This window comes from Pseudarthrobacter sp. MOO13 (assembly GCF_058267655.1).
Window position 1 is genome coordinate 1,262,159 of the sequence record NZ_CM177848.1, and the last position, 25,263, is coordinate 1,287,421.

The following is a 25,263-nucleotide window of genomic DNA, read 5'->3' on the forward strand; positions in this document are numbered from 1 at the left end:
TCACCCCGGCTTAACGGACCGGCGCGGCCGGGAAACCCCCGGCCGCGCCAACCAATCTCAGCTCTTCGGCTGGTCCGGACCGCCGTCGTCCGTGTCCTGGCCGCCGTCATTTGTGTCCGTGCCGGCGGCGGTGTCACCGTCAGCACCGGGCGCCTCGTCAAAACCGCCGCTGAGCAACTTCTGCAGGGCGTCGTCGACCTCGCTGTCGCTCGCTTCGGCGAGCTTCCGGCGGGAGCTGAAACCCTTCGGGTCATCGAGGTCTTCCGCGGTGGGCAGCAGGTCGGGGTGGTGCCAAATGGCGTCTCGGCCTTCAATGCCGCGCTCATCTTTCAGCGTTGCCCACAGCGTCGCGGCGTCGCGCAGGCGCCGGGGCCGCAGCTCCAGCCCCACCAGGGAGGCAAATGCGTGTTCGGCCGGACCGCCGGTGGCCCTGCGGCGCCGCACCGTTTCCCGGAGGGCGCCGGCGGAGGGCAGCAGGTTCTCGGTGGCGGCAGCGGTGAGTTCGTCCACCCAGCCCTCCACCAGGGCCAACGCTGTCTCGAGCTTCTCCAGTGCCTGCTCCTGGGCGGGGGTCCGCTGCGGCATGAACACGCCCTGGGAGAGGGCCTCCTGGATGCCTTCCGGGTTGCTCGGGTCGATGTCCCGGGCGAGCTCCTCGATGCGGGAGGTGTCGATATGGATGCCACGGGCGTAGGCCTCGATGGCGCCCAGCAGGTGGCCACGCAACCACGGCACCTGCACGAACAGGCGCGCGTGTGCGGCCTCCCGCACGGCAAGGAACAGCCGGATGTCGTTCTCGGGCAGCGACAGGCCTTCGCCGAATGCCGCGACGTTGGCAGGCAGGAGCGCCATTTCAAGGTCGGCGAGCGGGACGCCAATGTCGGTGGAGCTGACAACATCCTTGGACAGGGCCCCGATGGCCTGGCCCAGCTGCATGCCGAAGATGGCCCCGCCCATGTTCTGCAGCATCGAGGAGGCGCCGCCCATCATGGACTTCATCTCCTCGGGCATCTGCTCCGTCATGGCCGAGGACAGGGCATTGGCGATGCTGTTGGCCACCGGTTCGGTCAGCCGCTTCCAGGTGCCAAGGGTTGCTTCCACCCACTCGGCACGGGACCAAGCTTTGCCGATCAGCCCGGTGGCGGGCAGGTCCGTTACCGGGTCCAACCACAGTTCGGCCAGGCGGAGTGCTTCGTCGACGTCCCGGGACTGCTGCGCGGTGACGGAGGGATCTGAACTGCCGGCGGCGACGCGCCGGGCGTTGTCGTGCGCCAGAGTCCAGTTGACGGGTCCTTCGGACGGCGCACTCATCATCGCCTGCACCTGGGAGAACATCTGGGCCAGCAGGTTGGGGTCGTCAGGCAGGCCGGCAGCCTTGGCGAGCTCGGCGGGGTCGAAGTTTTCCATCCCCTTGCCGCCCATCAGGTTCTGCAGCATCTCGGTCAACGGATCCTTGGGATTGTCGTCGCCGTTGGACGGATTGAGTGGGTTGGAGGTCATGGTCCCGCCGATCGATGGTGTGACTGTTGATCAGTCTTCACGGTACCCCGGTGGGGCGTGGCTGTCTGCCGCCCGCCGCCGTCGTTCGCTCTAGGCAAAGCGCCCCGGGACATCTTCACCGCGTACTGTTGGTGGGGTGACTACAACCCGTGGCGGCCATTCCTCCGAGGACCACGTTCCCGAGCTTCGCCCCTTCTCCGGTCCGGAACCAACGGGGGGCAACGGCCCCCTTGACGGCGAGGACGGCAGCGGCTCAGCAGGGGGCATGGTTGCGGACGACGGCGGGCGGCCGGGCAGGCGCCTGTCCACCATGATGGTTGCCGGGCTGGCGGCGCTGGGGCTTGGCATCGCTGTTGGGACCCTGCCGGTGCCGTATGTCATCGAGTCCCCCGGGCCCACCTACAACACGCTGGGGGAGAGCCAAGGGCATCCGGTCATCAGTGTCAGCGGCCATGAAACGTATCCCGCGGCCGGAAGCCTCGACCTGACCACGGTGTACGTTGACGGCGGTCCCACCGGCTCCGTCAGCATCCTCAGCGCTTTCTCCGCGTGGCTGGACAGTTCCAAAGCCGTGTACCCGGAAGAATTGATCTACCCCACGGGTACCACCAAGGAAGAGGCCCAGGAGCAAAGCGCCGTGGCCATGACCACGTCGCAGGAAAACGCCGTCGCGTCGGCTCTGAATGAACTCAAGATTCCTTTCAGCCAGCAGCTCCAGGCCGCGGACCTGTCAAAGGATTCCGCTTCCGCCGGGAAGATCCAGCAAGGCGACGTCCTGAAGACCATCAACGGCAAGGACATCACGTCCCTGTCCGTCATCCAGGATGAGCTGGCGGCAGGCAAGGGTGCACCGGCCACGGTAACGGTGGAGCGCGGAGGCCAGCCCGTTACCTTGGACATCACGCCCAAGGACAACGGCCAAGGCCGCTACATTCTTGGCGTCATGCTCAAGTACCTGTTCAATTTCCCCTTCCAAGTCCAGATTTCCCTGGACAAGGTGGGCGGACCGAGCGCAGGACTCATGTTTTCGCTGGGCATTATCGATACCGTGACGCCGGGTGACCTCACGGGCGGCAAGCACATCGCGGGCACGGGCACCATCGCCCCGGACGGCACGGTGGGCCCTATCGGCGGGATCGCACAGAAGATGCGCGGTGCCCGCGCATCCGGCGCCACGCTCTTCCTGGCGCCGGCCGGAAACTGCGACGAGGTGGCCGGCCATGTTCCGGACGGACTCCAGGTGGTCCGGGTGGAAAACCTGTCCCAGGCCCGGCACGCGGTGGAAGCCGCAGGCAGCGGACAGGACACGTCCGGCCTGCCGACCTGCGCAAACAACTAGACTGGGCGCATCTAGAACCGACAGGAACTAAGCTCCACCGCCACTCGTGGCACAGATGACGGACCAAACCAGCCGTTCTTGGCCGGTAGGGTGCGTCGCTCGCACGCTTCGAATATTCTGACGACCAGCTATGAGGTACCCAGTTTGTCCCGTCCCGCCAGCACCATGCCCACAGGCAGACCCCCTTCACGTCGCGGCGCCTTAACGCCCACCCTGATCGTTGTCGCCCTGGTGGTTGTGGGCTTCATTTTCTTCGCCAACGTTTGGACCGACGTCCTCTGGTACCGGCAGCTGGGCTTCATCGAGGTCTTCATCACGGAGAACCTGGCCAAGATTGCCACGTTCGTGGCCGGCTTCGCCCTCATGTTCGCGGCTGTGTTCTTCGCGATCCGGATCGCCTATAACGCCCGGCCGGTCTACGCGCCGGATTCGGAGGTGCGGGACAACCTCAACAGGTACCAGGCCCAGCTTGAGCCGGTCCGCCGGATTGTCATGGTGGGGCTTCCCATCCTGTTCGGCCTGTTTGCGGGCAGCGCCGCGGCGAGCCAGTGGCAGAAGGTGCTGCTCTTCTTCAACCAGGTGGGCTTCGGGCAAAACGACCCGCAGTTCAACATGGACATCAGCTTCTACCTGATGACCCTGCCCTTCCTGGGGTTCGTGACCGGGTTCCACATCAGCGTGGTGGTCATTGCCGGCATCGCGGGGATCCTCACCCACTACCTGTACGGCAGCATCCGGCTCATGGAGCGCGGCGTCTTCACCAGCCGCGCAGCACAAATCCATATAGCGGTCACTGGTGCGGCCTTCCTGGTGCTCCTGGGAGTCAACTTCTGGCTGGACCGCTTCTCGTCCGTGCAGAACAACGGCGGCCGCTGGGCCGGTGCCCTGTACACCGATGTCAACGCCGTCATCCCCACCAAGGCCATCCTCGCCGTCGCGGCCGCCCTGGTGGCAGTCCTGTTCATCGTCGCTGCCGTCATCGGCCGCTGGCGACTGCCGGTGATCGGCACGGCAATGCTGATTATTACGTCCATCCTGGCCGGCGGCGTCTACCCGTGGGTGATCCAGCAGTTCCAGGTGCGTCCGTCCGAACAGACGCTGGAAAGCCAGTACATCCAGCGCAATATCGACAACACCCGCAGGGCGTACGGCCTGGACGGCATCCAGGAAACCCGCTACGACGCCACGAACACGGCCAGCACCGGTGCGCTGGCACCTGATGCGCAGACCACGGCCAATATCCGGCTCCTGGACCCCAACCTGATCTCGGACGCCTTCGCGCAGTTGGAACAGTACCGCCCGTACTACCAGTTCCCCAAGGCCCTGAACGTGGACCGCTACGAGGTGGACGGCAAGATCCAGGACACCGTGATCGCGGTGCGCGAGCTGAACCCCACCAACGTGCAGACCAACCAGCAGGGCTGGCTCAACCAGCACGTGGTGTACACGCACGGCTATGGCGTCGTGGCCGCCAAGGGCAACAAGTTCACGGTGGACGGCAAACCTGAGTTCCTGCAGTCCGGCATCCCTTCCACCGGCGTCCTCGGCAGTGATTCCACCTACGAGCCGCGGATCTACTTCGGCGAGTCCTCGCCGGAATACTCGATCGTGGGAGCTCCGGACGGCGCCACCCCGCGCGAACAGGACCGCCCGTCCGGCAAGGAAGGCGAAGGCGAAACCCAGTACACCTTCAAGGGCAACGGCGGCCCGAACGTCGGCTCTTTCTTCAACAAGATCCTGTACGCCATCAAATTCCAGTCCTCGGACCTGCTGCTCTCGGACGGGGTGAACTCCGAATCGCAAATCCTGTACGACCGGAACCCCCGCGAACGCGTCCAGAAGGTGGCCCCGTACCTGACGGTGGACGGCGGATCCTACCCCGCCCTGGTGGACGGCCGGGTCAAGTGGATCGTGGATGCCTACACCACCAGCCAGTACTACCCCTACTCGCAGCAGAAGCAGCTCTCCGATGCGACGGCTGATTCCCAGACCAGTTCCGGCCGCGCCGTGGCGCTGCCCAACAGCACGGTGAACTACATCCGGAACTCGGTCAAGGCCACGGTGGACGCCTACGACGGCTCGGTCACCCTGTACGCCTGGGACGATACCGACCCCGTCCTCAAGGCCTGGCAGAAGGTCTTCCCGTCCTCGCTGAAGCCGTACTCCGAGATGTCCGGTGCGCTCATGAGCCACGTGCGCTACCCGGAGGATCTCTTCAAGGTCCAGCGGGAGCTCCTGGGGCAGTACCACGTGACGGATCCCATCAGCTTCTACAAGAACAACGATGTGTGGAGCACTCCGGCTGATCCGACTGTGGACACGGACGTCAAGCAGCCGCCGTTCTACATGTCCTTGCAGATGCCTGACCAGCAGAAGCCGGCGTTCCAGCTGACGTCGTCGTTCATTCCGCAAATTGTCAACGGAAACGCACGGAACGTCCTGTATGGCTTCCTGGCCGCCGACTCGGACGCCGGCAACCAGGCGGGGGTGAAGGCTGACGGCTACGGCAAGCTGCGGCTGCTGCAGATTCCGCCGGAGACCCAGGTCCCCGGCCCCGGGCAGGCGCAGAATAAGTTCAACTCGGACCCCACCGTGTCGCAGGCCCTTAACCTGTTGCGGCAGGGCGCATCGGATGTGCTGAACGGCAACCTGCTCACCCTGCCCGTGGGCGGCGGCATCCTCTATGTCCAGCCCGTCTACCTCAAGTCGACGGGCGAGACCTCCTACCCGACCCTGCAGCGGGTGCTGGTGGCATTCGGTGACAAGGTGGGCTTCGCGCCCACCCTGGACGCAGCCCTGAAGCAGCTCTTCGGAGGCGATTCGGGGGCAGCAGCCGGAGACTCGGCCAATAACGGGCAAACGCCCGCCGGGCCGGCAGCGCCTTCGACGCCTGCGGCAGCCGACGCCAAGGCCCAGCTGAAGGCGGCTTTGGATGACGCCAACTCGGCCATCCAGGCCGGCCAGACAGCCCTTGCGGCGGGCGACTTCGCCGCCTACGGCGAGGCCCAGAAGAAGGTCGCGGCCGCACTGCAGAAGGCCATGGAGGCCGAAGCCAAGATTCCGGTCACGGCTCCGGAGGCGACGCCGGCACCGGCCGCCTCCGGTTCACCTTCGGCGACGCCGTCCCCGTCAGCGAGCCGCTAGTCCGACGACGGCGGCCCGGCATCCCAGCCTCCACGGGCGCGGGTGCCGGGCCGGCGTAACGGACGTCACGCCCCGCCGATTTGGCCTCCGGTTCACCTCCCGGTAAAGTAGTTCTTGCGACGCGGGGTGGAGCAGTTCGGTAGCTCGCTGGGCTCATAACCCAGAGGTCACAGGTTCAAATCCTGTCCCCGCAACTGGAAGAAGGCCCGATCATTGGGAACAATGTTCGGGCCTTCTGCTTTGCCCGCGCGACAGCGCAAAGCCTTTCGGGAGGCGTGCCCCGGTGGTGCTCAGGGTGGTCGGGACCGCCGCAAAAGTAGGGTAGTGTTGATCAAGCGACGCGGGGTGGAGCAGTTCGGTAGCTCGCTGGGCTCATAACCCAGAGGTCACAGGTTCAAATCCTGTCCCCGCAACTTATGAAGGCCCCGCCGGCAGTTACGCCGGCGGGGCCTTCTTTTTGCCTGGATGCGCATAGTTCCTAGTATTCTCTTTCGAGGACCCCACGATCCGTGGGCAGCCATACGCCATTCTTGAGAGGTATGTTGTTCGATGGCCACACCCACGAAGAAGCCCGGCGCCGCGACGGGTAAGCGGTCCCGGCTCTATTGGGCGGTTCCCGCCGTCCTCGTGGCACTGGTCCTGGCAGTGCTGGCCGCCAGGCTGCTGATGGGACTGCCGGCCGTTGCATCGTTCGTGGCCGATTACCCGGGCCAATCTGAACTGCCGGCCTCCGCCCCTGTTGGGTTCCCGGCGTGGCTCGCCTGGCAGCACTTCCTGAACGGTTTCTTCCTGCTCCTGATCATCCGCACCGGATGGCAGGTGCGGACCACCACCCGTCCCAGCGGGCATTGGACCCGCAACAACAAGGGCTTGATCCGTACCAGGAATGCGCCCACCAAGATCAGCCTGGAGCTCTGGTTCCACCTGACCCTTGATGCCCTGTGGATCCTGAACGGGCTGGTCTTCGCTGTCCTGCTGTTTGCCACCGGCCAGTGGATGCGCATTGTCCCCACGAGCTGGGATGTCGTTCCCAACGCGCTCTCTGCCGCGCTGCAATACGCGTCGCTGGACTGGCCCACGGAGGATGGCTGGATCAACTACAACGCGCTGCAGCTCCTGGCCTACTTCGTCACTGTTTTCATTGCGGCGCCGCTGGCATTCATCACCGGCCTGCGGATGTCCTCCGCGTGGCCAAAGAAGGCAGCCAGGCTCAACAAGGCCTACCCGATTGAATGGGCGCGTGCCGTCCACTTCCCTGTGATGATCTACTTCGTCGCCTTCATCGTGGTCCACGTCTTCCTGGTGCTCACCACCGGCGCGCTGCGGAACCTGAACCATATGTACGGTGTCAGCGACGACGACGGCTGGTTCGGCTTCTGGGTCTTCCTTGCCTCGGTCGCGGTCATGGCGGCCGCCTGGTTCCTGGCGCGTCCGATCTTCCTGCGCCCCATCGCGTCCCTTATGGGCAAGGTCAGCCGCTAGCCTCAGAGTCCTTGAGCTGCTGGTAAGTGTTCAGCGCCCGCTCCCGCGATTCCGGCAAGTCCACGAGCGGTTCCGGGTAGCCCTGGACCCCTGACTTCCAGGGTTCATGGATGGCTTTGCCGTCCAGCTCCGAAAGTTCGGGGATGAACTCGCGCAGGTACCTTCCGTTGGCGTCGAATTTCTTGCTCTGCGTGACGGGATTAAAGATCCGGTAGTACGGTGAGGCATCGGCGCCGGAACCCGCCACCCACTGCCAGTTGGCCGGGTTGTTCGCGGCGTCCGCGTCCACCAGGGTGTCCCAGAACCATTCCTCGCCGATCCGCCAATCTGTCAGGAGGTTCTTGACCAGGAAGGATGCGGCCGCCATCCGGACGCGGTTGTGCATCCAGCCCGTCTGCCAGAGCTGCCGCATGCCGGCGTCCACCAGGGGATAGCCCGTGTTTCCGTGCTTCCACGCCTCAAGTTCCCGTTTGCCTGGCGACCCCCACTGAAACTTGTCGAACGCCGGCCGGAAGTTTTGGGTGGCCAGGTCCGGATTGTGGTACAGCAGATGCCAGTTGAACTCGCGCCAGCCCAGTTCCGAGCGGAATGTTCCGACGTCGGCAGGGATTTTGCGGGGGTGGCGGCGGCGGATCTCGCGCCACACGCGGAACGGGCTGATCTCGCCGAACCGCAGGTATGGTGACAGCCTGCTGGTGCCATCGGTGCCGGGAAGGTTCCTGCCCGTGCCGTACTCCTCGATGGGGCCGTCCAGGAACTCCTCCAGGCGGTGTGCTGCGCCCTTTTCGCCCGGCTCCCAGGCCTCGGCCAGGCCGCCGCTCCAGTCGGGGGAAGTGGGCAGGAGGGCCCAGCTGCTGAGCGTGTCTGAGGCGGGCAGTCCGCGGCCGGACGGAGCAGGCCCCGGCAATGTCCCAGGTGCCTCCAGGGGGTCGCGGATGTCCGCCGCGGCCAGGCAGGCCCGCCAGAAGGGGGAGTAGACCTTGTACGGGCCGCCCGCGCCCGTGGTAATGGTCCAAGGCTCGAAGAGGAGGTTCGCCTGGAAGCTGGCGGCTTCGATGCCGTTGCTTCCGGCCCAGTCCTTGAGCCCGGCATCAATGGTCCGCTCGGGCTGGCCGTACCGCCGGTTCCACAAAAGATGCGTCGCCTTGGTCCGGGCAGCCAGGTCCTGGATGATGCCCGCCGCGGAACCGCGGCGCAGTACCAGCCGGGAACCTTTGCCTTCCAGGTCCGCTGCCAGGGCCACCAGGGAATGGTGCAGCCACCAGCGGGCAGCACCACCCCGCGGGCGTATTCCTTCGGACTCCTCGTCGAGGATATAGACCACCGTCATGGGACCGCCCAGGCGGGCCGCGGCGTCCAGCGCCGGGTTGTCGTCCAGGCGCAGGTCGTCGCGCAGCCATACCAGGGACGTTTGTTCAGTGGATGCCATACCACCACGCTACACACTGGAGGCAAGACAATGGCCGGGACACCGGTCCCGGCCATTGTCTTGTTCCATGCAGCGGATATCCCGCAGGTCAGAGCTTGTCGAAGTCGGCTTCGTCCACCGTGGATCCGGACGTTGACGCCTGGCTCCCAGCGCCGAGGGCAGGCTTGCCCCCGGCCTTCAGCGCTGCCAGCCTGGCTTCGATCTCCGTCTGCTCTCCCAGGTCTTCCAGCTGGTTGAACTGTGCATCGAGGCTGGACGCGGCAAGTTCCTCCTGTCCGCGGACCTTGGCCTCCTCGCGGCGGATCTTCTCTTCGAAGCGGCCGACTTCGCTGGTGGGGTCCATGATGTCGATGCTCTTAATGGCGTCGTGCACCTGCGACTGGGCAGCGGCGGTCTTGGACCTGGCGACGAGTTCGTTGCGCTTGCTGGTCAGCTGGTTGAGCTTGTTCTTCATCTGGTCCAAGCCCACCTTGAGCTTGTCCACGATTTCGCGCTGGGAGGCGATGCTCGGCTCAGCGCCCTTGGCTTCACTCTCGGCCGCCATCTGGCGCTGCAGGGCAACCTTGGCCAGGTTGTCGAATTTCTCGGCGTCGGCCACATCGCCGGCGGCGCGGAATTCGTCAGCCTTGCGGGAGGCGGCGAGGGCTTTGTTGCCCCAGTCCTGGGCGTTCTTGATGTCCTCGTTGTAGTCGTCCTCGAGCATCCGGAGGTTGCCGATGGTCTGGGCCACGGCGGATTCGGCCTCTGCGATGTTGTTCGTGTAGTCGCGGACCATCTGGTCCAGCATCTTCTGCGGATCTTCGGCGTTGTCCAGCAAAGAGTTGATATTCGCCTTTGCCAGCTGTGCGATCCGGCCGAAAATGGACTGCTTAACCATGGTGTTTGCCTTTCGTCCTGCTCTGTGTTGACCCACTGGAACCGGTGCACAGTGGTGTACTGCTGTTGTCCGCCGGCCGGATTGCTCCGGTCTGGGCCGGCGGAGGGTCTAGAAACTGCCGGAGTCGCCGCCGCCGAAGTCTCCGCCGCCGAAGCCGCCGGAGTCTCCGCCCCAGCCGCCACCTCCGCCGGAGTCCCCGCCCCAGCCGCCACCGCCGCCCCAGCCGCCGTGGCCGCCGTTCAGGATGGAGTTGATCAGGATGCCACCGAGGATGGCACCGCCCAGGCCGCCGCCACCGCCGCCGCCGAACATGCCGCCACGGCCGAAGCCCTGGTTGGCGTAGCCGTCAAAGTGGTCAACGTCTGCCTGGGCCAGTTGTGCTGCCTGCGCCGCCAGGGCGTGGGCCTGCTGTGCATAGGTCAGGGCCGTGACCGGATCTGTCCGTGCGATGGAGAGGGCGTAGTCGAGGTTGCGCTGGGATTCGGCCAGTCGGGTCCGCGCCTCGGTGCCAACGCCGCCGCGCCGCGCTGTGATGTAGTCGGAGGTTGCGCTGATTTGGGCTTGCGCGGACATGATGGTTTGCTGCAGGGATGCCTGGGCGCGCCGCGCCTGCTCCTGCTGGTCCCGGATGCCGGTCAAGGCCTGGTCCAGGGTCTGGTGCGCGCTTTCGACCCGTTGCAGGGTGGCGACAGGATCGATCTTCCCGCCCTGGATTTCGCTCTTTACCTGGGCAAGGGCCGCTTCCACCGCAGCCACGGGGCCCGCCAGCTCGGCGTGGGTTCCGGACTGGATCATGGCCTTTGCCTGCGCCAGGTCCTGCGCCGTGTCCACCACCGCCGTTTCGACGCTGTTCCGGGCTTCATCGAGGCTCGCGGACAGCTTGGAGATGGCGTCCAGCAGGACGTTGGTTTGGTGCAGGCTCTCCTCGGCTGCGCGGACTGCCACGGCGGCGAGGCTTTGCTCGCCCCCGTCCAGTTTCTGCTGCGCGGTTGCCGAGGCGTTCTGCACGAAGGCCAGCCGCTCCTTGGCTTGGACGATGTTGTCAGAAACCTGTGTCAGCGCGCTGTCCGCGTACTTGGACCGCATTTCGGCAAGCGACTGCTCGGCCGTGGAAATCTTGGCGTCCGCTTCCCGGGCTCCGGCATTGACGGCCGCGAGGGCCTGGGGCGCGTTCTTTTCCAGTTCACGCAGTGAGTCGAAGTCCGCTTTCTGCTCCTGCAGGGAGGCCAGGGCGGCCTCGGACCGGCGGATAATCTCGCCCAGCCAGGTGCGTTGCTGTTCTTCGGTGTCCGGAATGTGGTCATCAAGCTGCTGCTGCAATTTGAAGGACTCGCCCATGTGGGCTTTGGCTTCCTCCAGCGCTTTGGTGAAGTTCCCCACGGCGGAGTCGCCGTACTGCGCCTGGGCGAAGCCGAGTTCCTGTTCGCTGGACTTGATGGCGTCATCAGCTTCGATCAGGAGGGAGCCACTCTTGCGGCGGAGTTCGTCCACGCTCAGCGAAGCCAATGGGTCCAGCTCGGCACCTTGGGGGCCGTAGCTGCCCGTGGAGGCCTGGGCTGCGGCCTTCTTCCGGCGGTTGCGGTAGTACAGGTAGGCACCGCCGCCTGCCACGACGACGCCGGCTCCAACCAGAACCGCGGCGCCCGCACCGTCACCGGAAGACACACTGCCGCTGCCGCCATTGGCGGCGTCGCCGATTGCTGAGGCGGTGTCGATGGCAGCCTGCGCATAGTCCTTCTTGCCCCCGGCCAGGTTGGCGGTGACTGCGTTTTGGCTGATGTTGGCCTGCTTGGACCGGATGGGGCTGCTCGAATTCGTGACGAAGTTGAACTTGCCGTCATCAACAGCAATTGCCAGGACGGCGTCAGCCCTGCCCATGGTCCTCAGCTCAGCTACTTTCTGGGTCCACTGGGCCGGATCGGTCGGGTTGGTGAAGGTCTTCACCGTGACCACGTACAGGTTGTACTTGTGGTCTTTCAGTAGCTTCTGGATGGCGTCCTGGACTTCGCCCTTCCGGCTGCCCAGGACGTTGGCATTATCAACAATGTTCGTTCCGGAGGGAATGGTCACCGGGTCTTCGGCCCAGGCCGCGCCGGCGGGAATCGTGAGCAGCCCGGCAAGGCCGATCACGGCGAGGAAACGTTTGAACTTTGACCGCATGTGCAACCCTTCAGCACGCCTGACACCGACTCGGGACGAATCAGTCGTCGAATCCAGCAGCGCCCCCACGCTTGGTGTGAAGCCGCAGGTCGCTGTGGCAATTCATCTTGATTCTATGGTGCACCCCACAGCCAGTCCATGCGGCCGAATATGCCGCCAGCGAAACACATTGCGGGGTTCTATGGGAACGCCACGACGTTCAGGAAGCTTTCAGCAAACATCCGAGCTTGTTCCAGCGGGACGGGTCATAGTTAATGGCGGACAAGGATGAAAGGAAGTCCCATGACTGAGAATCACACGCCAGGACCGGTCCCGGAGGGCAGCGCGGGCAGCCGGAACCCCTGGCAGCAGCAGGACCCGCAGCAGCCCGGAGCCGGCCCGGCGGACACTCAGTCCGGGGGCGGGGGCAATGCCGGCCACGAGCAGGGGCAGTACGGTGCCGCTGACCAGCAGCACGACCCCACGGAACGGCTGGACCAGCCGCAGGCAGCACGCCAGGACCACACCCAGGAGCTCCCCGGCGCTCCCAGGCCCGTTTACCCGCAGCGCCAGCCTTTCTACGGCCAGTCCGGATACTACGGCCAGCAGCAGAACGGCCAGCCAGGCCAGGGCGCGGGGCCCGGTATGCAGCATTCAAGTGTCGGCCTGGCGCCCAATCCCAAGGATGCTCCGCGCCGGAAGGCGACCTTCGGCATCGGCACCCTCATCGCCAGCATCCTCGCCGCTGGGCTTGTGGGCGGCGGCGTGGCAACGGTGGGCGCAGGTGAACTGTTTGGAAACGCCGGCTCCGGCACCTCGGCGGTGGGTGGCAGCAACCAGCCGGGAACGGTCATCGTGAATAACAAGGATGACGTCAACGCCATTACAGCCGCCGCGGTGAAGGCTTCCCCCAGTGTCGTTACCATCAGTGCCACCAGCGGCAGCTCCGGTGGCACCGGTTCGGGCATCGTCCTTGACGACCAGGGACACATTCTCACCAACACCCACGTGGTCACGCTGGACGGCCAGACGGCCAACGCCACCCTTGAAATCCGCACCAGCGACGGCAAGGTCCTTCCCGCGAAGCTCGTAGGCACGGACCCCTTGTCCGACCTCGCGGTGATCAAGGTGGACGACACCTCAAGCCTCACTCCTGCAACCCTGGGGGATTCCTCCAAACTCAACGTGGGTGACACCGCCATCGCCATCGGTTCACCGCTTGGGCTGACCGGGACGGTGACGGATGGCATCGTGTCCACGCTGAACCGGACCATCAGCGTGGCATCGTCGGCAGCCCCGCAGGGCGGTGACAACAGCCAGGGCGGTGACCAGGGCTTCCAGTTTGCGCCTCCGGGCGGCGGACAAAGCCAGCAAAGCTCGAGCCAGGGATCCATCGCCATCAACGTCATCCAGACCGATGCAGCGATCAATCCCGGCAACTCCGGCGGCGCCCTCGTCAACAGCAAGGGTGAGATCATCGGCGTGAATGTGGCCATCGCGTCCGCAGGCTCCGGCACCTCGACGTCCCAGAGCGGCAACATCGGCGTCGGGTTCAGCATCCCGATCAACAACGCCAAGCGCGTGGCGCAGGAGATCATCGACAACGGCAAGGCCTCCCATGGCCAGCTCGGTGTCAGCGTCAAGGCGAAGAGTACCTCCGGTGCGTCCTCGGAATTCTCGGTAGGCGCCGACGTAGCCACGGTTGACGCCAGTTCGCCGGCAGGGAAGGCCGGGATCAAGGTCGGCGACGTCATCACCAAGTTCAACGACCTCAGCATCGGTGAACCGAACCAGCTGACCGCGGCGGTCCGCGAGCAGCCGGCAGGTTCCACGGTCAAGATCACGGTCCAGCGCGGCGGCAAGGAGCAGACGTTCGACGTCACGCTCGGCGCGGCAGCCAGCTGACACGCCCAAGCCATCACGACGGCGGCGTCCCCACCCAGGGGGCGCCGCCGTCGGCATGTCCGGCGCAACGGAAAACCTGACACAGGCGTTAACGGAAGAGGGCGCCCGGACGCGCCGATATGGTTAGCTAGGAGCTACCCGCCTGCCGGGCATTCCGCGGCCATGACCCACCCGGCTGGCTGTCCACAAGCATGGAAGGCTGCTGTAAACACAGTGGAAGAGACATTGAAGATCGTAGTCCTGGTCAAACATGTACCGGACGCCCAGTTCGACCGACACCTGGGTGGCGAGGGCAACACCGCGGACCGCGACGAGAGCATCCTGTCCGAGCTCGACGAATACGCCCTGGAAGCTGCCCTGCAGCTTGCCGAGGCCCGAGGCGGAAGCAAAGCCGGCAACCAGGTCATTGCCCTGAGCATGGGCCCTGCCGGGGCCGTCAACGCCGTAAAGAAATCGCTGCAGATGGGCGCCACCGAAGGTGTCCACCTCACGGACGACGCGCTCGCCGGCTCGGACGCGGCTGCCACCTCGCTGGCACTCGCGGCGGCGGTCCGGCACCTGGGCGGCGTGGACCTGGTCCTGACCGGGATGGCGTCCACCGATGGTGAGACCTCGCTGGTCCCGGCCCAGCTGGCGGAGCGGCTCGGGCTGCCGCAGGTGACCTTCGCATCCTCGCTGGAGGTCGACGGCGGCCGGCTCACTGCCCGGCGCGACGCCGACACGTCATCGGAGACCGTGGAAGCAGCACTGCCCGCGGTCGTGTCCGTCACGGACCAGATCAACGAACCCCGGTACCCCAACTTCAAGGGCATCATCGCGGCCAAGCGCAAGAGCATCACCACGCTCTCCCTCGCAGACATCGGCGTGGACCCTGCCCAGGTTGGCTTTGCAGGGTCGTGGACCACCGTCACCAGCGCCGAGCAGCGGCCGCCGAGGACTGCCGGCACCATCATCACCGACGAGGGCGACGCCGGCATCAAGCTGGTTGATTTCCTGGCCGCCCAGAAGCTGCTCTAAGGGGACAACGACATGGCAAAAGTACTGGTATTCATCGACAACCCCGGAGCTTCGCTCAAGAAGAGCAGCCTGGAGCTGCTGACCCTGGCTCGTTCCCTGGGGGAGAGCGCCGTCGCGGTCAACGGAGACCTTTCCGACGACGTCGCCGCCACCTTGGCGGAATACGGTGTGGGCACCGTCCTGCACCCGTCGGCCGAGGACCTGGGTGACTTCCTCGTAGCGCCCAAGGCAGCCTACCTGGCCGCAGCGGCAGAGGCAGCCGGAGCCGGGATCGTGCTGCTGGACAACTCTCCGGAAGGCAAAGAGATCGCGGCGCGGCTGGGCATCCGGCTCAACGCCGGCGTCATCACCGACGTCGTCGCCGTGGACCCGGACGGTACCGCGCACAAGTCGGTCCTGGCCGGCTCGTACAACACCTCCTGCAAGGCCACGACGGCCGTTTCCGTGCTCACGCTCAAGGCCAACAACGTGGTTCCGGAACCCGCACCCGCACCCACCACGCCCGAAACGGCAACCGTGGAGGTGCCCGCCGTCGCCAACGCTGCCCGCATCACTGCCCGCGAGCAGAAGGTGGCCAGCGGCCGCCCGGACCTCACCGACGCCCGGATCGTCGTTGCCGGCGGCCGCGGCATGGACGGCGACTTCGGTCCCGTCGAGGAGCTGGCCGATGCCCTTGGTGCCGCCGTAGGAGCTTCCCGCGCAGCCACCGACGCCGGATGGATCAGCCACGACGCACAGGTGGGGCAGACCGGCAAGACCGTTTCCCCGCAGCTGTATATCTCGGCAGGCATCTCCGGTGCCATCCAGCAAAAAGCCGGCATGCAGACGTCCAAGGTCATCGTCGCCGTGAACAAGGATGCCGAATCGCCGGTCTTCGAGATCGCCGACTTCGGCATCATCGGGGACGTCTTCGATGTCCTGCCCCAGGCCGCAGCCGAGATCAAGAAGCGCAAAGGCTGATCCGTTGACTGCTTCCAGCGAGCAGGCAGGGAGCCCGTTCAACCCGGAATTACACCGGGTTGGGCGGGTGCTCTGTTTTGCGGCCCACCCCGACGACATCGACTTCGGCGCAGCGGGCACCATCGCCGCGTGGACGGCTGCGGGGGTGGAGGTGAGCTACTGCATCATGACCGACGGCGATGCCGGCGGCTTCGATCCTGCCCACCGCGCGGACATCATCGCCATGCGGGACGCCGAACAGCGCCGGGCAGCGGAGCTGGTGGGCGTCACTGACATCCACTACCTCCATCAGCGTGACGGCTACCTTGAGGCCTCCCACGAGGTGATGAAAGGCGTGGTGCGGCTGATCCGCGAAGTCCGCCCCGACGTCGTGCTCGCCATGCACCCTGAACGGAACTGGCAGCGGATCCAGAAGAGCCACCCGGACCACCTGGCAGTGGGGGAGGCGGTGACCCGGGCCGTGTACCCGGCACTGGAGAACCCCTTCGCCTATCCCGAGCTGGCGGAGGCCGGGCTGGAAGCCTACAAGCTGCCGTGGCTCTGGCTTTATGCGGGACCGGGTGAACGGGAAAACCACTTCGTCGATGTCACCGACCAGGTTGACGCGAAACTCGCCGCCATCCATGTCCACGTCAGCCAGCACCCCGACGTGGAGGCCATGGAAGCCACCGTGCGCCAGGGCATGCGCACCAACGCCGCGCGGGCAGGAATGCCGCGCGGGCGCAGTGCCGAGGCCTTCCACGTGGTGGCGGTCAACGGGCCGGACACCATCGCCGGCTTCTAGGAAGCAAGAAGCCCCCCGTTCCGATCATGGGAACGGGGGGCTTTTGGCGTTGGTCGCCGGTGCCGGGTCAGGCGCCGAGCGGTGCCGCCGCAACCGTCGGCAGCGTGGGCGCCTTCGAACCGCCGGACGGTTCAACGGTGATGCCCAGCGAAGCGGCCGAATGGATACCTTGGACCACGGCAGGTTTGGAGAGTGCCTGTTCGTCCATCAGGCCCTGCGACACCGGGGCGGAGCCGTCCTTGGGAATGAGCCACATCTGGTAGACCTTGCCCGCCGGTGGAGCGGGCACGCCGCTCATTTTCACCACGGCGGCATCCTCTGACGCGGAGATCAGCACCGTCGCCTTGCCGCCGCCTTGAACGTTGACGGACGCCTCGCGCAGGTCCCCGGCACGCACGACCTGGTTGACGGGATCATTCTGGTCGGCCAGGTAGGCGCCCACTCCCACGCCGCCCAGCGCAATCGCTGCCGCGGCTGCCACGCCCACCAGCCAGCGCCTGGTGCCGGACGGACGGCGCTCCGCCCTGCGCTTGCGGGCCTCGGCGAGTTCGTCGGTTGGTTCTGGCGGTTTTACCGCGCCTACGGCCGGGGGCGCGGCGTCAGCACTGGTACGGCCGCTGCCCGCGGGAAGCTGGGCCACAATCCGTTCGAACAGGTCCGACGGCGGCTCCTCCTCCGCGCGGAAGGTGCGGGCCAGCGTCTCCCGGGACTGGCGGACACGCTCCAGGAAGACGAGGCGCTCCGTTTCCGGTGCGGTGGACATGTAGTGGTCAATCGCGTCGCGTTCGTGCTCCGTGACCGCGTCAAGGGCGTAGAGTTCGGCGAGGTCGATGGCACGGCCTGCGGCAAGGTCCATGGCGACGGTGTCGCCAAAGGCACGCGAACGGTCGTTGCGGCTGTTGTCCATTTCGTTCAATTCAACTCACCCCCAGACAGGTCTTCAATCGGATCAGTCCATCGCGGATGCGGGACTTGATGGTGGGAACAGCGGCATTCAGCCGTTCGGCGACTTCCCGATAGGTCAGGCCGCCGTAGTAGGCCAGGCGCACGGATTCCTGTTGTGTTTCGGTCAGCGTCTCCAGGCAGCGGACCACCGCCTCGGCCTCAAGCCGGCTTCCGACTTCGTCGGAGACGCTGTCGTGGTCGATGTCCTGGGTGCTGGCGCCGTATTTCGCTTCACGGTCCGTGGAGGATTGCGAGGACCGGACCTTGTCCACCGCCCGCCGGTGGGAGATGGTCATGAGCCACGACAGCGGGCTCCCGGCCTGCGGATCGAACTTGGCCGCGTTCTGCCAGACCTGCAGGAAGACTTCCTGCGTTGTGTCTTCACTGAGTTCGGGGTCGATCAGGACCCGGCGTGCCATGCCAAAAACCCGGCGGGACGTGAGTTGGTAGAACTCGGCAAACGCGGCCTGGTCCCCGCGGGCGACAGCGGCAAGCAGCGTCGACAGCCGCTGGCTGATGTCGGCTGGGGGATCGGTCACCGCGGCGGAGCCTTCGGGATTCGGCGCGTTGGGAGTTTCCATCACTTCCAAGCATAAGTCTCCGGCGGGAGATTCCCGGGCAGTGCCGCGGCTGTTGCGGTGTTCGCGCCTGGAATGCGCCTCGAGTAATGTCACCTGCCGCTCCTTGCTCCGCTTGAATGTGTTTCAAAAGGCATTCGGAGCCGTGCGGCAGCCGGATGGGATCGACGAAAAAAGAGTTCAGTCCCGGTTGTCCCCGCCGGGCGGGGTGCTAGAGCTTGGCCCCGGCGAAGCCCTGCTGGCGCCACGCTTCGTAGACGGCAATGGAGGCGGCGTTGGCGAGGTTGAGGGAGCGGAGCGCCGGGAGCATGGGCAGGCGCACTGTTGCGGTCACGTGGGGGTCGGTCTTCAGCTCCGCAGGCAGGCCCACGGATTCGCGGCCGAACATCAGGACGTCCCCTGGCTGGTACGGGATGTCGGTGTAACTGGTTGTACCGTCCGAGGTGAAGGCGTAGACCCGCTCCGGCTTGAGCTGTTCCCAGGCGTCTTCGATGCTCCGGTGGACTGTCACCACCGCGAGGTCGTGGTAGTCCAGGCCTGCACGGCGCAGTTTGGCATCGGAGAAGTCGAAGCCCAGGGGTTCCACGAGGTGCAGTTCGGCGCCGGTGATGGCGGCAAGGCGGATGGCATTGCCGGTATTTCCGGGTATTTCTGGGGCATGGAAGAGGATGCGGAACACGTCCCCATCCTAGCCAACCGCCGTCAGTGCATGCCGCGCAGCAGCCGGGCCAGGACCGGCACGTTCACGGTGTTGGGTGCCGGTCCTGCGGCAAGGAACTCCTTCAGGCCGCGCACCAGGCCGGCCGCGTTGACGATTTGGACCGTTTCCATGGGCCCTGCCGGGCGGCGGTGATGGTCGATCACCGGCTCATGGAGGTTGCCATCCGGGCTGAACACCACGGTCCACCCCGTGACGTTCAGTTCCGGAAAGATGTCCTGCATCGCCCACACCACCCGGGCAAGCTGCGGGGGCGCCACGGCACGCCCCCCGTGATTGAGGGTGCGGCCGTCCCAGGCATAGGCGCCCTTGGGCAGGAGCATCGAGTTGACCAAGGCGAGGCGGTAGCCGGACAGGACGGCGTGGTCGATGTGGCTGTTGTCCGCCGGCGACTGCAGGCCGTTGATGAGCCGGGCCGCGGGGATGGCCGTCAGCACCTGGCGGGAGAGGAGCTGCACCGTGCGCATTTCACGCTGGATCCGGGCCTCGGCGCCGAAGATTCCCCTCTTCCGGGGCATCCCGTGGACCTGCTGGCCGGCCTGCTCCAACGGAATCAGCGGGATCTCGCCGCTCCCTTCGTAAGGCGGAACGTAAACCGGAGGGTCCCCGGCCGTGTTCCGCCCGCCGCCCGGTCTGCGGACTGTGGCGGACGCCCGGCTGCCTGCCGCGGGGGCATCGAAGTGGGCGCCGGCGTCGGCCGGCGCGGCGCCCGCCCCGTAGGACCGGTCGTAGGCCTTGCGGCGCTGCGGATCGATCAGCGTCTCGTACGCAGCGGTGACCCGGCGGAACGTTGCGGCATCACCCCCGTGGTCCGGGTGGGCAGACCTGGCTGCGCGCCGGTACGCCACTTTGATCTCTTTTTCAGTGGCTGTGACGGCCACACGGAGGACCTGGTAGTGGGAGCTGCTGCTCTCGGTCAAGCAATCGTCCTGTTCTTCAAGCGCCACGGGGAAAGCGAAGTGCCCGCCCAGTCTAGCCAGCCCGGATGGTCGGCCTGCGTTGTCAACGAGCGCCCGGGGTGCCGGGGTTCCCCGCGGCCGGAGTTTAGACTCGTGGATGCACAGCCGAACACCGGCTGCAGGGGATGCGGGGTGGAAATGGGTTTTCCGACGACGGCCGTGCCGGCGGGCCGGGGATGGCGTCTGGGGGTGCCGCTGGCAATGGCAGCGCTCGGGGCAGCGCTGCTGGCCGGCTGCAGCGTGGGTGTCCGCGACCCTGCTGCCCCGGAAACGCCGCCAAGCACGCCGGCCCTGTCCACCCCAACGATCACCCCCGGCCACGACGCCGCGGCAGTGGCAGCCCGGGACCTGCCCTTTGCGGCCGGGGGCACCCTGGCGCCGGGCGTTCCGGTGGGCATCTCTGACGAGCTGCAGCGTGCACCGGGGTGGAAGCCGGTCACGAAGGACGTATCCGGTGCAAGCCAATACGCCAAGGCTGACGGTTGCGTGGTCGCGGCCCGGGTCAGCACGGGGCAGGGCCCGCTGGTCCGTGGGGACGACCGGGAGTCCACCGTGGCCCTGTTCCAGTACCTGGACGCCACCATCCAGCCCTCGTATTTGACGACGGAAACGTTGCAGTGGGGCGGCAGCGTCGAAGAGCCCGGCAAGAGCGTCGAGGTCCTCGTGCTGGAACCTGCCGCGCACGGCGGAAAGCCGACCGCGGTTCTTGCCAGGGTCTTCGGCACTGCTGGCTCGTCGGCCTACATCTCCGTTTCCTGCCCGGATCCGGGGTCACTCGCCGCCGCCCGCAAGGATGTGGCGCGCTACCTGCCCCTGGTGCCGCCGTCGGCCTGAGCCGAAGCGGGGGCGGACCGAGACTATGACCTGGCCGGTGAGCTGACGGCTGCCGCCATCGGGGCGTCCGAGGTTGGTGCCCGGGGCTGCCGCGGCCGCGAGCGCTAGAATTGGACAGTGCCCGCCTACCTCGACCACGCCGCCACCACGCCGCTCAACGGTGCGGCCCTCACCGCACTGACGCGTGAGCTGGCACGTACCGGAAACCCGTCATCGCTGCACGGTTCCGGCCGCAGGGCCCGCCGCGCCGTGGAAGACGCGCGCGAGACCATTGCCGCGGCCGTCGGGGCACACCCGTCAGAAGTGATCTTCACCTCCGGCGGCACCGAATCGGACAACCTCGCGGTGAAGGGCTTGTACTGGTCCCGCGTGGCAGAAGACCCCAGGCGGCGCCGCATCCTCTGCTCCGCCGTCGAGCATCACGCGGTGCTGGACACCGTCGAATGGCTTGAGCGCCACGAGGGCGCGGCTGTTACCTGGCTGCCCGTGGACCGCGAGGGTGTGGTGGATCTGGTTACCTTGGAGGCGGAGCTGGCACGCGACCCCGGCAGTGTTGCCCTGGTGACCGTGATGTGGGCCAACAACGAAGTAGGCACCATCCAGCCCGTCCGCCGCATCGTGGAGCTGGCCCACGCGGCCGGCGTGCCCGTCCACTCCGACGCCGTCCAGGCATTCGGTTCCCTGTCCGTGGATTTCAAGGAATCCGGCCTCGACGCAATGTCAGTTTCCGGCCACAAGATCGGCGGCCCTGTCGGAGTGGGTGCGCTCCTGCTGGGCCGCTCGGTCACATTGACGCCGGTGCAGCACGGCGGCGGCCAGGAACGCGACGTCCGCTCCGGGACGCTGGACACTGCGTCCATCGCGGCCTTCGCCGCCGCTGCGGAATCCGTTGCAGCTGCGTTGCCCGCCGAGGCGGCGCGGATCGCTGCCCTGCGTGACCGCCTTGTGGACGGCATCCGCGAACGGGTTCCCGAAGCCGTACTCCGTGGTGCGCCCGGTGACGGCCGGCTGCCCGGCAACGCGCATTTCACTTTCCCTGGCTGCGAAGGGGATTCGCTGCTGTTCCTCCTGGACCTGGCGGGCATCGAATCGTCCACCGGCTCTGCCTGCACCGCGGGCGTCCCGCGGCCCTCCCACGTGCTGCTGGCCATGGGCCTGGACGAGGACACCGCGCGGGGAGCCCAGCGGTTCAGCCTGGGACACACCTCCACCGAGGCCGACGTCGATGCCCTGCTTGCGGCACTGCCCGAGGCTTATGCACGTGCACGCCAGGCCGGAATGGCCGGCCACGAGTCCACCATCCAAACCGCAGGTACCGTGGCACGGCAGGCACTGCACGGCAGCTGATTCCGCAGGGCGCTGGTGCCCTTGGCGGGTTTGCCGGGTCAGGTCCCGGCGGCCAGGGGCGATTTGCGCGGGTCCGTAGAATGGATAGGCGAAGATCGTTTCGCCCGCCCGGCCTTGCCGCCCGGGCCCCGGTGAGCAAGCGTCCCCCAACAGAAAGCCAGCATGCGAGTACTAGCAGCCATGAGCGGCGGAGTTGATTCCGCCGTTGCCGCCGCCCGCGCGGTCGAGGCCGGGCACGACGTCGTCGGCGTCCACCTTGCCCTGTCCCGCATGCCCGGAACCCTCCGCACCGGCAGCCGGGGCTGTTGCACCATCGAAGACTCCCGGGACGCTTGGCGTGCCTGCGACGTCCTCGGCATTCCCTACTACGTCTGGGATTTCTCCGAGCGCTTCAAGGAAGACGTCGTCCAGGACTTTATCGACGAATACGCCGCCGGCCGCACCCCCAACCCGTGCATGCGGTGCAACGAACGGATCAAGTTCGCCGCCCTGCTGGAGAAAGCCATTGCCCTGGGCTTCGACGCCGTATGCACCGGCCACTACGCCAAAGTGATCGAGGACGCCGACGGCAACCGGGAACTCCACCGCGCAGCCGACTGGGCGAAGGACCAGAGCTACGTCCTCGGGGTCCTGACCCACGAACAGCTCAAGCACTCGATGTTCCCCCTGGCCGACACCCCGTCCAAAGCCGAGGTCCGTGCCGAAGCGGAACGGCGGGGCCTCTCCGTCGCCAACAAGCCGGACAGCCACGACATCTGCTTCATTCCGGACGGCGACACCGCCGGCTGGCTCGCCGAGAAAATCGAGATGACCACAGGCGACATCGTGGACGAGTCCGGCGCCAAGGTGGGGGAGCACCCGGGAGCCAACGCCTTTACGGTGGGCCAGCGGCGCGGACTCAAACTGGGTACCCCCGCCGCCGACGGCAAGCCCCGCTTCGTCCTGGAAATCCGGCCCAAGGAGAACAAAGTGGTCGTGGGTCCCGAAGCCCTGCTGGCCATCGACGAGATCCGCGGCATCAAGGTCTCCTGGGCGGGCCTTCCCATTTCCGAGGTGGACTCGGGGGCGGAATTCAACTGCCACGCCCAGGTCCGTGCGCACGGGGATCCCGTACCCGCCACAGCCTGGATGGAGCCGGCCCGGGACGGCGCTGCCGGCAGCCAGCTGATGGTCCGGCTGGAGGCTCCGTTGCGCGGTGTGGCCCCGGGCCAAACCGTGGTGCTGTACCAGGGCAGCCGCGTGCTGGGCCAGGCCACCATCGACGCCGCACGGTCCCTCCAGCGGGCCGCGCTGTAACCCTGCCGTTCCCTGGACCGCCGCGGTTCCACCGTGGCGGTCCTTTGCTGTGCCCAGGGCCGGCCGCCTGCACGATTCCGCATCGCACTGCCGGGTAACTATTGAGAAAATATTGTGTTTCAACTCACAGAAATGGCCGTCTCGAGGGCTGACTCTCTGATTGAATCAAGGGATCAGCACTGCACGCCGGCGTCTGGGGCTATCAACCTGTGACCGCGGGCGTGCGCGTACTCATCGGAAAGAAGTTCACAGATGATCAAGAGCACAACGGCCCTGCACCGCGCCATCGCGCTGGCAGGCATCTCCGCCCTGGCCCTGACAGCATGCACGGGGCCCTCTGGCGGCGGGGGAACGTCCACCGGCAGTGCCGGCGGCGGTGCCATTACCTTTGGAACCACGGACAAGGTCGTAACCCTCGATCCCGCCGGTTCCTACGACGCAGGCTCATTCCTGGTGATGAACCAGGTCTACCCCTTCCTGATGAACTCGAAGCCCGGTTCGGCCGAGGTCAGCCCGGACATCGCGGAGTCCGCGTCCTTCACGTCACCCACCGAGTTCACCGTGAAGCTCAAGCCCAACCTGAAGTTCGCCAACGGCCACGCGCTGACGGCCTCGGACGTGAAGTTCTCCTACGACCGCGTCCTCAAGATCAACGATCCCAACGGCCCGGCGTCACTGCTGTCCAACCTCAAGTCCGTCGACGTCAAGGACGACACCACTGTTGTGTTCACCCTGAACGCCGCCAACGACCAAGTCTTCCCGAGCGTCCTTGGCACCAACACCGGTCCGATCGTGGATGAGGAAGTTTTCCCCGCCGATAAGGTGATGAGCGACGAAGACATCGTGGCGGCCAAGCCGTTCGCCGGCCAGTACACCATCGATTCCTACAAGAAGAACGAACTCGTCAGCCTCGAGAGCAACCCCGACTACAACGGACTGCTCGGCAAGCCGGCCAACGACAGCGCCGTGATCAAGTACTACGCCGACTCCAACAACCTGAAGCTGGACGTCCAGGGCGGCAACATCGACGTTGCCGGCCGAAGCCTCACCGCCACGGACGCCGCCGACCTCGGCAAGGACTCCAAGGTCAAGGTCTACAAGGGCCCGGGTGGCGAGCTGCGCTACATCGTCTTCAACTTCGACACCATGCCGTTCGGCGCCAAGACGCCTGAAGCCAACCTTGCCAAGGCACTGGCCGTGCGCCAGGCCATGGCGGACATTGTTGACCGGCAAGCCATCTCGGACCAGGTGTACAAGGGAACCTACGTTCCCGCCTACTCCGTGGTGGCGGATGGGCTGCCCGGCGCAATCCAGCCCATGAAGGACCTGTACGGGGACGGCAGCGGCAAGCCGAGCCTGGACAAAGCCAAGAAGGTCCTCAGCGACGCAGGGATCACCGGTCCGGTGACCGTGAAGCTGCAGTACAACCCGGACCACTACGGCAAGTCTTCGGGCGATGAATACGCCATGGTCAAGGAACAGTTGGAGAAGTCCGGCCTCTTCACCGTGGACCTGCAGTCCACCGAATGGGTGACGTACTCCAAGGCACGCACCTCTGACGCGTACCCCGTGTACCAGCTCGGCTGGTTCCCGGACTACTCGGATGCGGACAACTACCTCACGCCCTTCTTCATCCCGGGCAACTTCCTCAAGAACCACTACGAGAACCCGACTGTCACGGACCTGATCCAGAAGCAGCTGGTCACTCCGGACAAGACCGAACGCCAGAAGCTGATCGGCGATGCCCAGACGGCAGTGGCGAAGGACCTCTCCACCCTGCCGCTCCTGCAGGGCTCGCAGCTCCTGGTGGCGGGAGCTGACGTCAAGGGTGTCGAGAAGACCCTCGACCCCTCGTTCAAGACACGCCTTGGCGTGCTGTCCAAGTAAGCAGTCAACCCCCATCGGGCTCTGACGGGCCGGAGGCGGGACGCCGCAATGGTGTCCCGCCTTTTGCCGGTCATCAGTCAGCAACGAGGGGAATGCTGGCTCCCGGTCACCACGAATCCAGGT

General features: G+C 66.2%; 19 protein-coding genes and 2 tRNA genes. 13 read left to right on the forward strand and 8 right to left on the reverse strand.

Features of this window, described 5'->3' with window-relative positions:
- Window positions 1-57: 57 nt before the first annotated feature.
- Window positions 58-1,500, reverse strand: coding sequence for a zinc-dependent metalloprotease (locus tag AC4EEO_RS05965; protein WP_491340098.1), 1,443 nt, complete (start codon window positions 1,498-1,500; stop codon window positions 58-60).
- Window positions 1,501-1,636: 136 nt separating this feature from the next.
- Between AC4EEO_RS05965 and AC4EEO_RS05970 the strand changes: the two genes are divergently transcribed.
- The 5 genes from AC4EEO_RS05970 to AC4EEO_RS05990 all read left to right on the forward strand — a co-directional run bounded on the left by AC4EEO_RS05970 (window position 1,637) and on the right by AC4EEO_RS05990 (window position 7,465).
- Window positions 1,637-2,839, forward strand: a complete 1,203-nt coding sequence (locus tag AC4EEO_RS05970; RefSeq protein WP_442852921.1) for a YlbL family protein — start codon at window positions 1,637-1,639, stop codon at window positions 2,837-2,839.
- Between the two features lie 165 nt (window positions 2,840-3,004).
- The gene (locus AC4EEO_RS05975) at window positions 3,005-5,983 is read left to right on the forward strand and encodes a UPF0182 family membrane protein (RefSeq protein ID WP_491340099.1); all 2,979 of its coding nucleotides are present in this window, start codon (window positions 3,005-3,007) and stop codon (window positions 5,981-5,983) included.
- 120 nt (window positions 5,984-6,103) lie between these two features.
- Window positions 6,104-6,177 (forward strand) — tRNA-Met (locus AC4EEO_RS05980).
- Window positions 6,178-6,322: 145 nt separating this feature from the next.
- Window positions 6,323-6,396, forward strand: a tRNA-Met gene (locus AC4EEO_RS05985).
- A 136-nt stretch (window positions 6,397-6,532) separates the two neighbouring features.
- Window positions 6,533-7,465, forward strand: a complete 933-nt coding sequence (locus AC4EEO_RS05990) for a cytochrome b/b6 domain-containing protein (protein WP_018760257.1) — start codon at window positions 6,533-6,535, stop codon at window positions 7,463-7,465.
- On the opposite strand, the gene AC4EEO_RS05995 is transcribed toward AC4EEO_RS05990, so the two are convergent.
- From AC4EEO_RS05995 to AC4EEO_RS06005, 3 genes are all read right to left on the reverse strand, one after another.
- Window positions 7,455-8,894, reverse strand: a complete 1,440-nt coding sequence (locus tag AC4EEO_RS05995) for a cryptochrome/photolyase family protein (protein ID WP_491340100.1) — start codon at window positions 8,892-8,894, stop codon at window positions 7,455-7,457. The genes AC4EEO_RS05990 and AC4EEO_RS05995 overlap by 11 nt on opposite strands.
- 88 nt (window positions 8,895-8,982) lie before the next feature.
- The gene (locus AC4EEO_RS06000) at window positions 8,983-9,771 is read right to left on the reverse strand and encodes a PspA/IM30 family protein (protein ID WP_018760255.1); all 789 of its coding nucleotides are present in this window, start codon (window positions 9,769-9,771) and stop codon (window positions 8,983-8,985) included.
- Between the two features lie 108 nt (window positions 9,772-9,879).
- The gene (locus AC4EEO_RS06005) at window positions 9,880-11,931 is read right to left on the reverse strand and encodes a TPM domain-containing protein (RefSeq protein ID WP_491340101.1); all 2,052 of its coding nucleotides are present in this window, start codon (window positions 11,929-11,931) and stop codon (window positions 9,880-9,882) included.
- Window positions 11,932-12,213: 282 nt separating this feature from the next.
- On the opposite strand from AC4EEO_RS06005, the gene AC4EEO_RS06010 reads away from it, so the two are divergent.
- The 4 genes from AC4EEO_RS06010 (at window position 12,214) to AC4EEO_RS06025 (ending at window position 16,576) form a co-directional block, all read left to right on the forward strand.
- Window positions 12,214-13,815, forward strand: coding sequence for a S1C family serine protease (locus AC4EEO_RS06010; protein ID WP_109863767.1), 1,602 nt, complete (start codon window positions 12,214-12,216; stop codon window positions 13,813-13,815).
- A 225-nt stretch (window positions 13,816-14,040) separates the two neighbouring features.
- A complete protein-coding gene (locus AC4EEO_RS06015) occupies window positions 14,041-14,832 on the forward strand; it encodes an electron transfer flavoprotein subunit beta/FixA family protein (protein WP_018760252.1) in 792 nt (263 codons plus the stop codon).
- 12 nt (window positions 14,833-14,844) lie between these two features.
- Window positions 14,845-15,792 carry an electron transfer flavoprotein subunit alpha/FixB family protein gene (locus tag AC4EEO_RS06020; RefSeq protein WP_491330200.1) on the forward strand — a complete coding sequence of 316 codons (948 nt, stop codon included), beginning with the start codon at window positions 14,845-14,847 and terminating at the stop codon, window positions 15,790-15,792.
- Between the two features lie 4 nt (window positions 15,793-15,796).
- Complete coding sequence (locus AC4EEO_RS06025) at window positions 15,797-16,576, forward strand: PIG-L deacetylase family protein (protein WP_026264262.1); 780 nt, start codon at window positions 15,797-15,799, stop codon at window positions 16,574-16,576.
- A 67-nt stretch (window positions 16,577-16,643) separates the two neighbouring features.
- Here AC4EEO_RS06025 and AC4EEO_RS06030 read toward each other — a convergent pair whose 3' ends face one another.
- The 4 genes from AC4EEO_RS06030 to AC4EEO_RS06045 form a co-directional block, all read right to left on the reverse strand.
- Complete coding sequence (locus tag AC4EEO_RS06030; RefSeq protein WP_018760249.1) at window positions 16,644-17,483, reverse strand: anti-sigma factor; 840 nt, start codon at window positions 17,481-17,483, stop codon at window positions 16,644-16,646.
- A 10-nt stretch (window positions 17,484-17,493) separates the two neighbouring features.
- Window positions 17,494-18,102: a sigma-70 family RNA polymerase sigma factor gene (locus AC4EEO_RS06035; protein ID WP_109863770.1), complete on the reverse strand. Its 609-nt coding sequence runs from the start codon at window positions 18,100-18,102 to the stop codon at window positions 17,494-17,496.
- Window positions 18,103-18,310: 208 nt separating this feature from the next.
- A complete protein-coding gene (locus tag AC4EEO_RS06040; RefSeq protein WP_018760247.1) occupies window positions 18,311-18,778 on the reverse strand; it encodes a tRNA (cytidine(34)-2'-O)-methyltransferase in 468 nt (155 codons plus the stop codon).
- A 23-nt stretch (window positions 18,779-18,801) separates the two neighbouring features.
- On the reverse strand, window positions 18,802-19,737 hold the full coding sequence (locus AC4EEO_RS06045; RefSeq protein WP_491330199.1) for a J domain-containing protein: 936 nt from the start codon (window positions 19,735-19,737) through the stop codon (window positions 18,802-18,804).
- Between the two features lie 177 nt (window positions 19,738-19,914).
- On the opposite strand from AC4EEO_RS06045, the gene AC4EEO_RS06050 reads away from it, so the two are divergent.
- From AC4EEO_RS06050 to AC4EEO_RS06065, 4 genes are all read left to right on the forward strand, one after another.
- Entirely contained in the window at window positions 19,915-20,610 is a 696-nt protein-coding gene (locus tag AC4EEO_RS06050) for a hypothetical protein (RefSeq protein WP_491340401.1), read from the forward strand.
- A gap of 117 nt (window positions 20,611-20,727) precedes the next feature.
- Window positions 20,728-21,957: a cysteine desulfurase family protein gene (locus AC4EEO_RS06055; RefSeq protein WP_285319983.1), complete on the forward strand. Its 1,230-nt coding sequence runs from the start codon at window positions 20,728-20,730 to the stop codon at window positions 21,955-21,957.
- 162 nt (window positions 21,958-22,119) lie between these two features.
- Window positions 22,120-23,253 carry a tRNA 2-thiouridine(34) synthase MnmA gene (gene mnmA / locus AC4EEO_RS06060; protein ID WP_133830982.1) on the forward strand — a complete coding sequence of 378 codons (1,134 nt, stop codon included), beginning with the start codon at window positions 22,120-22,122 and terminating at the stop codon, window positions 23,251-23,253.
- 252 nt (window positions 23,254-23,505) lie between these two features.
- Window positions 23,506-25,140 (forward strand): ABC transporter substrate-binding protein, encoded by a 1,635-nt coding sequence (locus tag AC4EEO_RS06065; protein ID WP_491340102.1) that lies wholly within the window; start codon window positions 23,506-23,508, stop codon window positions 25,138-25,140.
- The last annotated feature ends 123 nt before the right edge of the window (window positions 25,141-25,263 follow it).

What these genes read in the sequence shown, in the direction of transcription:
- AC4EEO_RS05965 (WP_491340098.1), bottom strand. Translation starts at nt 1,500, where the DNA reads ATGACCTCCAACCCACTCAATCCGTCCAACGGCGACGACAATCCCAAG.
- AC4EEO_RS05975 (WP_491340099.1), top strand. Translation starts at nt 3,005, where the DNA reads ATGCCCACAGGCAGACCCCCTTCACGTCGCGGCGCCTTAACGCCCACC.
- AC4EEO_RS05990 (WP_018760257.1), top strand. Translation starts at nt 6,533, where the DNA reads ATGGCCACACCCACGAAGAAGCCCGGCGCCGCGACGGGTAAGCGGTCC.
- AC4EEO_RS05995 (WP_491340100.1), bottom strand. Translation starts at nt 8,894, where the DNA reads ATGGCATCCACTGAACAAACGTCCCTGGTATGGCTGCGCGACGACCTG.
- AC4EEO_RS06000 (WP_018760255.1), bottom strand. Translation starts at nt 9,771, where the DNA reads ATGGTTAAGCAGTCCATTTTCGGCCGGATCGCACAGCTGGCAAAGGCG.
- AC4EEO_RS06005 (WP_491340101.1), bottom strand. Translation starts at nt 11,931, where the DNA reads ATGCGGTCAAAGTTCAAACGTTTCCTCGCCGTGATCGGCCTTGCCGGG.
- AC4EEO_RS06010 (WP_109863767.1), top strand. Translation starts at nt 12,214, where the DNA reads ATGACTGAGAATCACACGCCAGGACCGGTCCCGGAGGGCAGCGCGGGC.
- AC4EEO_RS06020 (WP_491330200.1), top strand. Translation starts at nt 14,845, where the DNA reads ATGGCAAAAGTACTGGTATTCATCGACAACCCCGGAGCTTCGCTCAAG.
- AC4EEO_RS06030 (WP_018760249.1), bottom strand. Translation starts at nt 17,483, where the DNA reads ATGGACAACAGCCGCAACGACCGTTCGCGTGCCTTTGGCGACACCGTC.
- AC4EEO_RS06035 (WP_109863770.1), bottom strand. Translation starts at nt 18,102, where the DNA reads ATGGAAACTCCCAACGCGCCGAATCCCGAAGGCTCCGCCGCGGTGACC.
- AC4EEO_RS06050 (WP_491340401.1), top strand. Translation starts at nt 19,915, where the DNA reads ATGGGTTTTCCGACGACGGCCGTGCCGGCGGGCCGGGGATGGCGTCTG.
- mnmA (WP_133830982.1), top strand. Translation starts at nt 22,120, where the DNA reads ATGCGAGTACTAGCAGCCATGAGCGGCGGAGTTGATTCCGCCGTTGCC.
- AC4EEO_RS06065 (WP_491340102.1), top strand. Translation starts at nt 23,506, where the DNA reads ATGATCAAGAGCACAACGGCCCTGCACCGCGCCATCGCGCTGGCAGGC.